A 12361-nucleotide genomic window follows, 5' to 3' on the forward strand; every position below is an offset into this window, starting at 1 on the left:
ACGCTGGTGAGCATCGGCCAAGTGCTTCTGAATTTCGGCCAAAGCATGGCGTCGGCGAACTCAGTCCTGGCGTTGCGCCGCAGGAAACTGCGAAGGGGCAACCCCCAGTTCACGCCGAAACATGTCACTGAAGCTGCTCGGCGAATAGCCCAGCTCCCGGGCAATCGCGCTGACCGGTACGCCCTGGATCAACTCGGCCACCGCCGTGGCCAATTGCACCTGACGCCGCCACTCGGCGAAGCCCATGCCCAGACCGTCCTTGAACAGCCGCGCCAGGGTCCGCACGCTGGCACCGGCAGATTCCGCGTGCTGTTCGAACGGAATCTCCAGCGAGGGCGCGGACATGACCGCCTGACACAGGTTCATCAGCCGTCGGTCGGAATCGTCCGGCAACGGGATTTTCAGCAACGAACGCCTGGCCCGCTTGAGCTCCAGCAGCGCCAGGCCCACCAGCGCGTCGTAATACTCGGGCGCCCCGTCGTTGCCCTGCTCCACCAGACCGACGATCAGTTCGCGCAGCAAGCCGCCGACCTCAATGACTTGCACGCTGTCATCCAGGGTCGCAGCCAGGGACGGCCGCAAGTAGATGTTGCGCATTTGCAGGTCGGACACCACGCGAATTCCATGAGGCACGCCGGGCGGCAACCACACCGCCCGTTGCGGTGGCACCACCAGTGCTTCGTGCGGCGTCTCGACCCACATCACCCCGCTCATCGCATACAGCAACTGGCCCCACACGTGCTCATGGGGCTCGATGTACAACCCGCGCGGATAGGTGCGCGCCAGCGGCTGCACAGGTACATCGGTGTCACTCAGGTCAGGCGGGGCGGCGAGGGCCATGGTCTATGTTCATTGGGATCGGGAAGGCCCCATGGTAACGAGGCACCGAACTTGTCGCCAGCAACCGCCGCCTTCCGACAAACCGAGTGAATTTTCCTGATGGCGCGCGATCCTTCTATGTACAACAGGGAGGAACCGGAGCTTTATGAACAGTGCAAAATTATTCGTCATTGAGTACACCCTCCATGGCGCTCCGAAGTCATTCATCATCCGACTGGAAAAAATGGATAACGCAGAGGCCTGGCATTGGGCGAGCTGTGACGCGGGGGTGGGGCGAATCCCCCGGTTTGGACGCGAGAAGGTGCAAAAGACCAGCAAGCCGATGGCTGAAAAATTCGGCGTGGAAAACGTCAAGTGGCGGCCGGCGAACTAATATCCGGTAACCATCAGGTTCGGGGGAAGGGATATGAGCACAACACCCGTCAACAGCCCTGCGCAGCTGGACTACGGTCTGGACACGCCAATCGGACGTATCACTAAAAGCGCCGAGTGCCGGATCGGTCTGGAACAGGTCGAAAATGACCCATTTTGCTTCGCCATACGCGTCGAGGCGCCACTGCCGGAGGATCTTGAGCAAGCGAAGACCTTGGTGGTGCGGGTCGAAGGGCGGCGCTTGCAAGGCACCGTCCGCCACAGCGAACGCCTGGAGGATGACAGCCTCAGGCTGGAAGTGGAGCCGGACTAGGCTCCACTTTTGCGTGTGCCGTGGTTTTCAGTGGGCACACTTGCAGCTTTGGGAAACGCACTCCTCGCCGTGCTCATGGTGTTTGGCGCAGGCTTCACAGCAGTAATGCTTGCCGTGACGGGCAATCGGATGTTCACCGAGTTTGCAGGAACATTTCGGGCAATCGCAGATACTTTCGCGGTCAATCATGGGTCTGACTCCTCTTGTGTGGTCGCCAATGCTCAGATGCACACCGTAAGTGTAGGAGCTGCCGCAGGCTGCGATCTTTTGTGGCGAGGGAGCTTGCTCCCGTTTGAGTGCGCAGCGCTCACAAGTTTTTTGGGCCGCTGCGCAGCCCGGCGCGAGCAAGCTCGCTCGACACAGATGTTTTAATCAGATCCGGAACTGTCCCACCAGACTGCCCAGGCGCTGACCGAGGTCGGCCAGGCTGCGGGAAGTTTGCGCGCCGAGTTGGGTTTCGTCGGCGACGCTGTCCACCGCCACGGCAATCTGATGCACGCTGCGGTTGATCTCTTCGGCCACGGCGGTCTGTTCTTCGGCGGCACTGGCGATCTGTGCGTTCATCGAATTGATGGTCGCGATCAGCTGGGCCATGGCGTCCAGCGAAGCCCCCGCCTCGTTGGCCTGGGCCGAGGTGCCGTCGCCGGCCTCGCTGGAGCGACGCATCGCCTCCACCGCCGAGCGGGTGCCGGCCTGCAAGCGGTCGATCATGCCCTGGATTTCCTGGGTGCTGATTTGCGTGCGGCTGGCCAGCGCCCGCACTTCATCGGCCACCACCGCAAAGCCGCGCCCGGCCTCACCGGCGCGGGCCGCTTCGATGGCCGCGTTGAGCGCCAGCAGGTTGGTCTGCTCGGCAATCGAGCGGATCACCCCGAGCACGCTGACAATCGACGACACGTCTTTTTGCAGGCTGTCCAGGGACACGCCGCTGCTGCGGATGTCGTCCACCAGGGCATGGATCTTCTCGATGCTGCCGGCCACCACGCGCTTGGCTGCCTGCCCTTCTTCGTCGGTCTGCTGGGCGGCGACCGCGGCGTTTTGCGCGCTCTTGGCCACTTCCTGGGCGGCGGCCGACATTTCATTGATTGCCGTGGCCACCTGATCGGTCTCATGACGCTGACGCTCCATGGCCTGGTCCGAGCGATTGGCCTGATCGGACACCTGATTCACCAGCCCGGTCAGTTGCGAGGTCATTTCGGTGATCTGCCGCACCAGGCCGTGGATCTTGTCGACGAACCGGTTGAACGAGCCGGCCAGTTCACCGAGTTCGTCCTGGCTGGTGATGGTCAGGCGGCGGGTCAGATCGCCCTCGCCTGCCGCGATGTCGTCGAGGTTGGCTTTCATCAAGTGCAGCGGACGCAGAATGGTGTTGGCCAGCAGCATCCCGGCAGCAGCGATCACCAGCAGCACCACCACCGCCACGCCGACGATGCTCAGCACCATGCCTTGCATGCGCTCCTGGACCTTGGCTTCGACCACGGCCACTTGTGCTTCGATGCCGTCGAGGTTGACCGAGGTGCCGACCGCCATGTCCCACTTCGGCAGGTATTCGGTGTAGCCGAGCTTGGGCACCAGCACCTGGGTGTTACCGGGCAATGGCGAGCTGTATTGCAGGTAGTGCGTACCGTCCTTGGCGACTTTCACCAGGTCGCGGTTGACGTAGACACCGTTCGGGTCGCGGTTGTCCTTGAAGCTCTGGCCCACGCCTTCGGGGCTGTTGGCCTTGAACAGGCGCACGGTGTTGGAGTCGTAGCCGAAGAAGTAGCCGTCCTTGCCATAGGTGATGCTCGACAGCAGCTTGATCACCTGGGCCCGCGCCGCCCCATCGCCGGGGGCGGCCGCGTCGTAGAGCGGTTTGATCGTGGTCATGGCCACGGCCACGTAGCTTTGCAGGGTCGCCTTGGCATCGCTGAGCAAGCGCTCGCGGGTCTGCTCGACTTCCTTGCGCGCCTGATCCTGCAGAATGAACAGCGTGGTCAGGCTGATGACCAGCGCAAACAGCAACACCGGGAGGACGGCAAGGGACAGGACTTTGGCCTTGAGGCTCATGCGCATGACGTTCACTCTTTTGATTTTGTTGGCGTGGTTAAAAGCTTTAACGGCATGCCAAATCAAAAGTTGAACGCGATTAGAGGGACCATTGAAGATCCCTTGTAGGAGCGAGCCTGCTCCGGGCGGCGATCCGACGATAGCGGTGGCACAGTCAACATTTACTTGGCTGACAGACCGAAATCGCGAGCAGGCTCGCTCCTACAGGGCCATCGGGATTACAAGACCATCGCGGCCACCCAGCCAAACGCCAGCAACGGCAGGTTGTAGTGCAGGAAGGTCGGGACCACGGTGTCCCAGATGTGATGATGCTGGCCATCGATGTTCAGGCCGGAGGTCGGGCCCAGGGTCGAGTCCGAAGCCGGCGAACCGGCGTCACCCAGGGCACCGGCCGTGCCGACGATGCACACGATGGCCAACGGGCTGAAGCCCAGTTGCACGCACAGCGGCACGAAGATCGCCGCCAGAATCGGCACGGTGGAGAACGACGAACCGATGCCCATGGTCACCAGCAACCCCACCAGCAACATCAGCAACGCGCCAACGCCCTTGCTGTGATCGATGTACGACGCCGACGACTCGACCAGCGTCTGCACCTCGCCGGTGGCCTTCATCACTTCGGCAAACCCGGAGGCTGCGATCATGATGAAGCCGATCATCGCCATCATTTTCATGCCTTCGGTGAACAGGTCATCGGTGTCGCGCCATTTGACGATGCCCGACACCGAGAAAATCAGGAAGCCGGCCAGTGCACCGATGATCATCGAATCGAGCAACAACTGGATGATGAACGCCGCCGCGATGGCCACACCGGCCACCATCAGGCTCAGCGGGTTGTATTGCACCGCCACTTGCTCGACCTGTTCGATCTTCGCCAGGTCGTAGACACGCTTCTTGCGGTAGCTGACAAACGCGATCAGCAGGCCCGCCACCATGCCCAGGGCCGGAATGCCCATGGCGTGGGTCACATTGATGCCGCTGATGTCCACACCGCTGCGGGCGACGTTGGCCAGCAGGATTTCATTGAGGAAGATGTTGCCGAAGCCCACCGGCAGGAACATGTAGGGCGTGATCAAGCCGAAGGTCATGACGCAGGCGATCAGGCGACGGTCCAGTTGCAGCTTGGTCAGCACATAAAGAAGCGGCGGCACCAGCAACGGAATGAACGCGATATGGATCGGCAGGATGTTCTGCGAGGCGATGGCCACGACCCAGAGCAGGCCGATCAGCAGCCATTTGACCTGGCCACCGCCGCTGGCGTGCTGGCGATCGACCATCGCCAGGGCCTTGTCGGCCAGCGCATGGGCCATGCCGGACTTGGCAATGGCCACGGCGAAAGCGCCGAGCAAGGCGTAGGACAACGCCACCGTCGCCCCGCCGCCGAGGCCGCTGTTGAAAGCCTTGAGCGTCGCCTCGATACCCAGGCCCCCGGTCAAGCCACCGACCAGCGCACCGACGATCAGGGCGATCACCACATGCACGCGGGACAGGCTGAGGATCAGCATGATGCCGACCGCGGCAATTACTGCATTCATTGTCATACCTCTGGGCAAGCGAAAAGAGTCCGGCCGGCAGTCTGCGAGAGCCGCCAGCGGATAAAAGGAATGGGTTTTATTAGAGGGCGCGCACTTTGCCGCAGAGTGGGCGCGGTGTCAAAGCTCGTGGGGACTCTGAGTGTGCAACGGATTGCGCTCCCACATTTTTTCTGCGCGCGGCTCAATCAAGGATGGCGAGTGGATATCTGCCATAAGGTGATTATGCTTCATGGAACCTTGCAGCATTTTCTGGCGTCAACCTGAATGCAAGCCACGTAATCCGATGACATCAGCCCCAGGGCCTGGGTACGGTAAGTGATGGTGGGAACTCCGGCCTACAACAAGAGCAAGACGGAGAATACTCATGGCAGCAATCGACACTACAGCCACGGGCAGCACGCCCAACCGCGGAATCACCAGGGAGGAGCGCAAGGTCATCTTCGCCTCGTCCCTGGGCACCGTGTTCGAATGGTATGACTTCTACCTGTACGGCTCCCTCGCGGCGATTATCGCCAAGCACTTCTTTGCCGGTGTCAACGAAACGACTTCCTTCATCTTCGCCCTGCTCGCCTTCGCCGCCGGCTTCGCCGTGCGGCCCTTCGGCGCCATCGTGTTCGGTCGGCTGGGCGACATGATCGGGCGCAAACACACGTTCCTCATCACCATCGTGATCATGGGTATTTCCACGGCCGTGGTGGGTTTGCTGCCCGGCTACGCAACCATCGGCGTCGCCGCGCCGGTCATCCTGATCAGCCTGCGCCTGCTACAAGGCCTGGCGCTGGGCGGTGAGTACGGTGGCGCAGCGACCTACGTGGCCGAACATGCACCCAAGGGCAAACGCGGCTACTTCACCTCGTGGATTCAGACGACAGCCACCCTCGGCCTGTTTCTTTCACTGCTGGTGATCCTCGCCTGCCGTACCGTTCTGGGCACTGAAGCCTTCGAAGCCTGGGGCTGGCGGATTCCATTCCTGCTGTCGATCCTGCTGTTGATTATCTCGGTATACATCCGCCTGCAACTGAGCGAGTCACCGGTGTTCATGAAAATGAAAGCCGAAGGCAAGTCCTCCAAGGCACCGTTGACCGAATCCTTCGCCCGCTGGGACAACCTCAAGATCGTGATCATGGCCCTGCTCGGCGGTACCGCCGGTCAGGCGGTGGTCTGGTACACCGGGCAATTCTATGCGCTGTTCTTCCTGCTGCAGACGCTGAAGATCGACCCGCAGACCGCCAATTTGCTGATCGCCGGCTCGCTGCTGATCGGCACGCCGTTCTTCGTCATTTTTGGCAGCCTGTCCGACCGCATCGGCCGCAAGGGCATCATCATGGCCGGCTGCATCATCGCGGCACTGACTTACTTCCCGATCTTCCATGCGTTGACCCAATACGGTAACCCCGACGTGTTCATTGCGCAGGAGAAGAATCCGGTCACGGTAGTCGCCAATCCCGGCCAGTGCTCGTTCCAGTTCGACCCGGTGGGCAAGGCCAAATTCACCAGCTCCTGTGACCTGGCCAAGACCGTGCTGGCCAAAAAGGCCATCCCCTACAAGAACGTGAACGCCGAGCCGGGCGCCGTTGCGCAGGTGCGCATTGGCGAGAAAGTGATCGAGAGCTTCGAGGGCACCGGCATGCCGGCCGCCGACTTCAAGGCCAAAAACGACGCCTTTACCGCCAACCTCGCCACCGCCCTCAAGGACGCCGGCTACCCCGAGAAGGCCGACCCGACCAAGACCAACTACCCGATGGTGTTGCTACTGCTGACGATCCTGGTGATCTACGTGACCATGGTCTACGGGCCGATTGCCGCCTGGCTGGTGGAACTGTTCCCGGCGCGCATCCGCTACACCTCGATGTCACTGCCCTACCACATCGGCAACGGCTGGTTCGGTGGCTTCCTGCCGACGGTGGCGTTTGCCATGGTGGCGGCCACGGGGGATATCTATTACGGGCTGTGGTATCCGATTGTCATCGCGGTGATGACGGCGGTGCTGGGTATTTTCTTCATGCCGGAAACCAAGGATCGGGAGATTCGTCACACTTGAATCTGACACCCCACTATCCCTGTGGGAGCGGCGGTGCGGCGATCCCACAGGTTCGGAGTCCTGACCGGTAGACTTCAGGTGTGTTTAGGCAACTCGATGACGACCTTCAACCCGCCCCACTCGCTTTCCAGCAACGACAGTTTGCCGCCCCAGCTATCGACGATGTCGCGCACGATACCCAACCCCAAACCATGCCCATGGGTTTGCTCATCCAGCCGCGTACCTCGACCAAACACCTGATCGCGACGCTCTTCGGGAATGCCCGGCCCGTCATCTTCTACGCTGAGTTCAAAGCCCTCAGCAGTCTCGGCCACACTCAGGCGAACCTCGGCATCCGCCCATTTACAGGCGTTATCCAGCAGGTTGCCCAACAGTTCCAGCAGGTCTTCACGATCCCAGGGCAATTGCAGGCCGGCCGGTGCGCGGTAGCTCAGCGCCAGGTGGTCGCCATGGATCATGTTCAGGGTTGCCAGCAACCCGGGGAGTTCAGCATCGCAATCAAACAGTGCGCCCGGCAACGCATCGCCGGACAACCGCGCACGATTGAGTTCCCGATTGAGCCGCTGCTCGACCTGTTGCAGTTGTTCCTTGAGGGTCTTGCGCAGTTGCGGGTGTGCGTCGAGTTGCTCGCTTGAAGCCAGGCTCAACAGCACCGCCAACGGGGTTTTCAAGGCGTGGCCGAGGTTGCCCAGGGCATTGCGTGAGCGCTTGAGGCTGTCCTCGGTGTGGGCCAGCAAATGGTTGATCTGCGCCACCAGTGGCTCCAGTTCCACCGGCACCTGATCATCGAGTTGCGAGCGCTGGCCCTGTTGCAACTGCGCGATCTGCTCGCGAGCCTGCTCCAGCGGACGCAAGGCCCGGCGCACGGTAATCCGTTGCAGCAGCAGAATCAGCAGCAGCGCTGTCAATCCGAGGCCAAACCCGAGCTGTTGCATGCGCCGGAAGCTTTCGCGAATTGGCGTGTAATCCTCGGCGACACTGATGGAGATCGGCAATCCTGAACGTCGATAATCCGTGCGCAGCACCAGCAACTGTTGCCCTTCCGGCCCCAGTTGCAGGTTGCCGTGCAGGCCGGGGTGATCGAGCACCGGCATTTCCTGATCCCATAAAGAACGGGAACGCCAGTGGCCGTCGGCGAGATCAATGCGGAAATAATGCCCGGAGAACGGCCGCTGATAGGCCGGTGACAGACGTCGCTCATCCAGTTGCAAGCCTTGCGGCCCGCGCACCAGTGCCGCCAACAGGTTCTCGCTGTCATTGCGCAACCCGGCTTCGAGGTAGCGCTGCAACCCCATTTCAAACAGCCACAGGCTGGTTTGCGCCAGCACCAGGCCAACGACCACCATCACGCTGATCAGGCCCAGGCTCAAGCGGCGCTGGATCGATCTCACCGGGCTTGCCCGCCGAACAGATAACCCTGGCCGCGACGGGTTTCAATCACACTTTTGCCGAGCTTGCGGCGCAAGTGGTTGACGTGGACTTCCAGCACATTGGAATCGCGCTCGGTTTCACCGTCGTAGAGGTGTTCGGCGAGGTGGCCTTTGGAGAGGATCTGTTCGGGGTGCAGCATGAAATAACGCAACAGGCGAAACTCCGCGGCGGTCAGCTGAATGTCCGCACCGTCGCGCACAACGCACTGGCGACCTTCGTCCAGATGCAGCCCGGCGGCCTTGAGCGTTGGCTGGTTGACCTGGCCATGGGAGCGGCGCAGCAACGCCTGGATGCGCAAAAACAGCTCTTCGGGATGGAATGGCTTGGTCAGGTAATCGTCGGCGCCGGCCTTGAGGCCTTCGATGCGTTCGGCCCAGGAATCCCGGGCCGTCAGGATCAGCACCGGCGTGGCCAGACCCGCCGCGCGCCATTGCGCCAGCACCTCTAGCCCCGGCACGCCCGGCAAACCGAGGTCGAGGATGATCAGGTCATAAGGTTCAGTACTGCCCTGACACACCGCGTCGCGACCATCGGCCAGCCAGTCCACCGCATACCCCTGGCGGTTCAGACCGGCCAGCAGTTCGTCGGCCAGGGGCACATGGTCTTCCACCAGCAGCAAACGCATGGATCAGTCTTCCTTGTCTTTGAGTAAACGGCCGGTGGTGGCGTCGATGCCCAGTTCGCGGACCACGCCTTCCGGGGTCAGCAGCTCGACTTCATACATGTAGACGTCGTGTTTTTCTTCGAGCTCGGCTTCCAGCAGTTTCGCACCGGGGTAGCGATCCATCGCCTGCTGCAGCAGTTGCTCCAGCGGCAGGATCACGCCCTGTTGACGCAGGCGCAGGGCTTCATCCTGATCCAGATCACGGGCCATCACTGCCGAGCAAAATGCCAGAAGCAGCAGCGCCATCCTGTGTGCGAAACATCGATTGAGTAGAAACACCTTCATTACCAATCCTGATGATCCTTGAGTCACTGCCCGCTGACCGGGTCTAATTCCAGAGCGAAAGCCACAATGGTACCAGCGTTGCATCGGGGGTACAGGCGGGCCACCTTAACCCGCTGAACTTAATTGAAACTGAATTGCCATCACGGCCAGCCCCTACAGGGGTGCGTATAATTCCTCCGCTTGCCACACTTCGAGACCGCAATGACCGCCATCCACATCAAGTTCCCTTCCCTGACCCTCAAGGCCGGTCCACGTGCCTTTGCGCACATCCGGGACAACGGCTTGAACGCCGCTGACGTCGGCACCCTGCCTGGCGCGGCTGGCGGTCCGAAGGCACTGGGGATTCAGGGGCTGGACCTGGCTCTGTTCGGCGAGTGGCTGCCGGCGGCACCGCGGGAACGCTCGCTGATTGGTGCATCGGTGGGTTCCTGGCGCTTCGCCTGCGCCTGCCTGCCGGACGCCGCCGAGGGCATCCGGCGTCTCGGGCAGCTGTACACCGAGCAACACTTTGCCAAGGGCGTGACCATGGCGCAGATCAGCCAGAGTTCACAGCGCATGCTCAATGACCTGCTCGACGGTCGCGATGCCTCGATCCTCGGCAACAACGATTACCGCCTGAACATCATGGTGGTCAAAAGCCACGGCCTGCTGGCCGACGATCATCGCGGCCGCCTGGGGCTGGGCCTGTCATCGGTCATCGCCGACAACCTGCGCGGCCGGGCGCGGCTGGCACGGCACTTCGAACGCCTGATCATCCACGACCCACGCCTGGCGCCGCCGGTCGACGCCTTGAACGACTTCCCGTCGCGCTTCGTCGCCCTCAATGCCGGCAATTTGCGCCAGGCCCTGCTGGCATCGGGCTCGATCCCGATGGTGATGGAAGGCGTGCGCGACCTGCCGGGCGCCGGCGCCGGCACCTTCCGCGACGGCGGTCTGCTGGATTACCACCTGGACCTGCCCTACAGCGGCAATGACATCGTGCTTTACCCGCACTTCACCGACCGGGTGATTCCCGGCTGGTTCGACAAGACCCTGCCGTGGCGCCGCGCCTGCCCGGCTCGCTTGCAGAACGTGCTGTTGCTGGCACCGTCGAAGGAATACCTGGCGCGCCTGCCCTACGGCAAACTGCCGGACCGTAACGACTTCAAGCGCTTCATGGGCGATGCCCCGAGCCGGCAGAAATACTGGCGCACGACCATGGATGAAAGCCGCCGCCTGGGCGACGAATTCCTCGAACTGGCCGCCAACGGTCGCCTCGGCGAGCGCTTGCTGACCCTTTAGTCAGGACAAACTGGTAAACTCGCCGCCTGCCCGAATCGCTGCGGCGAACGCCACCTGAACAGAGCTGAAAAACTGTGGAAATCTTCAAAGAATTTACTTTCGAATCCGCCCACCGCCTGCCCCACGTACCGGACGGCCACAAGTGCGGGCGCCTGCACGGTCACTCGTTCAAAGTGGCCATCCACCTGAGCGGCGACCTCGACCCGCATACCGGCTGGATCCGCGACTTCTCGGAAATCAAGGCGATTTTCAAGCCGCTGTACGAGCGCCTGGACCACAACTACCTGAACGACATTCCTGGCCTGGAAAACCCGACCAGCGAAGTGCTGGCCAAGTTTATCTGGCTGGAAATGAAGCCATTGCTGCCGGAGCTAAGTGCGATCCGTATCCACGAGACCTGCACCAGCGGTTGCATCTATCGCGGCGAATAAAGACACCGCCCCCCTGTAGGAGCGAGCTTGCTCGCGATGGACGCCAGAGCACCGCGGGCTGCCAGATACCAGGCGTTATCGTTGACGTTCTTCGTCGGAACGCCGCCCGGAGCAAGCTCGCTCCTACAGTTTGTCAGAGAAATAAAGAACAGCCTTCATCGGCTGTTTTTTTATGCCTATGCTTTTTGCCTCTTCCCCCGCCAAGAGGACAAGCCCATGACTGACTGGCCGCTGGATCAGGTCTTCGACTTCAACGGACATCAGGTGCGCTATGCCGTGCGCGGCGACGGCCCGCCGCTGGTGTTCGTGCATGGCACGCCGTTTTCTTCTTACGTGTGGCACCGGATCGCGCCGTATTTCACGGCGACTCACCACGTCTACTACTTCGATCTGCTGGGCTATGGGCAGTCGGCACAACCCGACGACGATGTCTCGCTCGGTGTGCAAAACCGGTTGTTGGCGCAGTTGCTCGAGCATTGGGGCCTGGACCGTCCCGACGTGGTGGCCCATGACTTTGGCGGTGCCACGGCGCTGCGCGCGCACCTGCTCAATGGCAAGGATTACCGCAGCCTGACGCTGATCGACCCGGTGGCGCTGACGCCCTGGGGTTCGCCGTTCGTGCAGCATGTGCGCCAGCATGAAGCGGCCTTCAGCGGACTGCCCGATTACATCCAGCAAGCGATTGTGCCGGCTTACATCCGCGGGGCGATCAAGCGGGAAATCCCGGACCACGAACTCGCGCCGTATGTAAAGCCGTGGCTGGGGGAGCCGGGACAAGCGGCGTTCTACCGGCAGATCGCGCAGATGGACGAGCGCTATACCCGCGAGGCCGAGGGCCTGTACCCGACGATTCGCTGCCCGGTGCAGATTCTCTGGGGTGAAGACGACCAGTGGATTCCCATCGAACGCGGGCGGGCCTTGCAGCAGATGATTCCCGGTTCGCAGTTTTATCCGATACCCAACGCCGGCCATCTGGTTCAGGAAGATGCGCCTGAAGCGGTAGTCGCCGCTCTTATGCGATTTTTACCCCTGCAACTATCTACCTGAACAAACCCGCTCCCACATTTTGAACTGGCGGGAATCGCCGCCACCGAGCTAACGTAAGGATATCGCCTAAAC

The 12361-nt window shown here is 61.7% G+C and carries 13 protein-coding genes and 1 pseudogene; 6 read left to right on the plus strand and 8 right to left on the minus strand.

Features of this window, described 5'->3' with window-relative positions; all coding sequences use genetic code 11:
- Nucleotides 1-60: 60 nt before the first annotated feature.
- A complete protein-coding gene (locus AC3ITY_RS23025; protein ID WP_489305167.1) occupies nucleotides 61-840 on the minus strand; it encodes an AraC family transcriptional regulator in 780 nt (259 codons plus the stop codon).
- A gap of 145 nt (nucleotides 841-985) precedes the next feature.
- On the opposite strand from AC3ITY_RS23025, the gene AC3ITY_RS23030 reads away from it, so the two are divergent.
- Both AC3ITY_RS23030 and AC3ITY_RS23035 read left to right on the plus strand, forming a co-directional pair.
- A complete protein-coding gene (locus tag AC3ITY_RS23030) occupies nucleotides 986-1213 on the plus strand; it encodes a DUF6555 family protein (RefSeq protein WP_057714008.1) in 228 nt (75 codons plus the stop codon).
- 33 nt (nucleotides 1214-1246) lie between these two features.
- Complete coding sequence (locus AC3ITY_RS23035; protein ID WP_489305169.1) at nucleotides 1247-1525, plus strand: hypothetical protein; 279 nt, start codon at nucleotides 1247-1249, stop codon at nucleotides 1523-1525.
- A 27-nt stretch (nucleotides 1526-1552) separates the two neighbouring features.
- Here AC3ITY_RS23035 and AC3ITY_RS23040 read toward each other — a convergent pair whose 3' ends face one another.
- The 4 genes and pseudogenes from AC3ITY_RS23040 to AC3ITY_RS23055 all read right to left on the minus strand — a co-directional run bounded on the left by AC3ITY_RS23040 (nucleotide 1553) and on the right by AC3ITY_RS23055 (nucleotide 5109).
- Entirely contained in the window at nucleotides 1553-1714 is a 162-nt protein-coding gene (locus AC3ITY_RS23040) for a metallothionein (RefSeq protein ID WP_489305170.1), read from the minus strand.
- Nucleotides 1715-1897: 183 nt separating this feature from the next.
- Entirely contained in the window at nucleotides 1898-2719 is an 822-nt protein-coding gene (locus AC3ITY_RS23045) for a methyl-accepting chemotaxis protein (RefSeq protein WP_489310978.1), read from the minus strand.
- Between the two features lie 36 nt (nucleotides 2720-2755).
- Nucleotides 2756-3580: pseudogene (locus AC3ITY_RS23050) on the minus strand (cache domain-containing protein); the annotation flags it as partial.
- Between the two features lie 212 nt (nucleotides 3581-3792).
- Entirely contained in the window at nucleotides 3793-5109 is a 1317-nt protein-coding gene (locus AC3ITY_RS23055) for a Na+/H+ antiporter family protein (protein WP_223460800.1), read from the minus strand.
- Between the two features lie 364 nt (nucleotides 5110-5473).
- On the opposite strand from AC3ITY_RS23055, the gene AC3ITY_RS23060 reads away from it, so the two are divergent.
- Nucleotides 5474-7150, plus strand: coding sequence for an MFS transporter (locus AC3ITY_RS23060; protein WP_489305172.1), 1677 nt, complete (start codon nucleotides 5474-5476; stop codon nucleotides 7148-7150).
- 74 nt (nucleotides 7151-7224) lie between these two features.
- On the opposite strand, the gene AC3ITY_RS23065 is transcribed toward AC3ITY_RS23060, so the two are convergent.
- Genes AC3ITY_RS23065 through AC3ITY_RS23075 form a run of 3 tightly spaced genes read right to left on the minus strand, consistent with a single transcriptional unit; the run spans nucleotide 7225 to nucleotide 9530 of the window.
- A complete protein-coding gene (locus tag AC3ITY_RS23065) occupies nucleotides 7225-8541 on the minus strand; it encodes a sensor histidine kinase (RefSeq protein WP_489305174.1) in 1317 nt (438 codons plus the stop codon).
- A complete protein-coding gene (locus AC3ITY_RS23070) occupies nucleotides 8538-9206 on the minus strand; it encodes a response regulator transcription factor (protein ID WP_489305176.1) in 669 nt (222 codons plus the stop codon). Before AC3ITY_RS23070 ends, AC3ITY_RS23065 begins: the two co-directional genes overlap by 4 nt.
- A gap of 3 nt (nucleotides 9207-9209) precedes the next feature.
- Nucleotides 9210-9530 (minus strand): PepSY domain-containing protein, encoded by a 321-nt coding sequence (locus AC3ITY_RS23075; RefSeq protein WP_489305178.1) that lies wholly within the window; start codon nucleotides 9528-9530, stop codon nucleotides 9210-9212.
- Nucleotides 9531-9731: 201 nt separating this feature from the next.
- Between AC3ITY_RS23075 and AC3ITY_RS23080 the strand changes: the two genes are divergently transcribed.
- The 3 genes from AC3ITY_RS23080 to AC3ITY_RS23090 all read left to right on the plus strand — a co-directional run bounded on the left by AC3ITY_RS23080 (nucleotide 9732) and on the right by AC3ITY_RS23090 (nucleotide 12289).
- Nucleotides 9732-10811, plus strand: a complete 1080-nt coding sequence (locus AC3ITY_RS23080; RefSeq protein ID WP_489305179.1) for a patatin-like phospholipase family protein — start codon at nucleotides 9732-9734, stop codon at nucleotides 10809-10811.
- Nucleotides 10812-10885: 74 nt separating this feature from the next.
- The gene (gene queD, locus AC3ITY_RS23085) at nucleotides 10886-11242 is read left to right on the plus strand and encodes a 6-carboxytetrahydropterin synthase QueD (protein ID WP_489305180.1); all 357 of its coding nucleotides are present in this window, start codon (nucleotides 10886-10888) and stop codon (nucleotides 11240-11242) included.
- 216 nt (nucleotides 11243-11458) lie between these two features.
- Nucleotides 11459-12289 carry an alpha/beta fold hydrolase gene (locus AC3ITY_RS23090; protein ID WP_489305181.1) on the plus strand — a complete coding sequence of 277 codons (831 nt, stop codon included), beginning with the start codon at nucleotides 11459-11461 and terminating at the stop codon, nucleotides 12287-12289.
- Nucleotides 12290-12361: the final 72 nt, after the last annotated feature.

This window comes from Pseudomonas sp. GL_091, assembly GCF_057837725.1.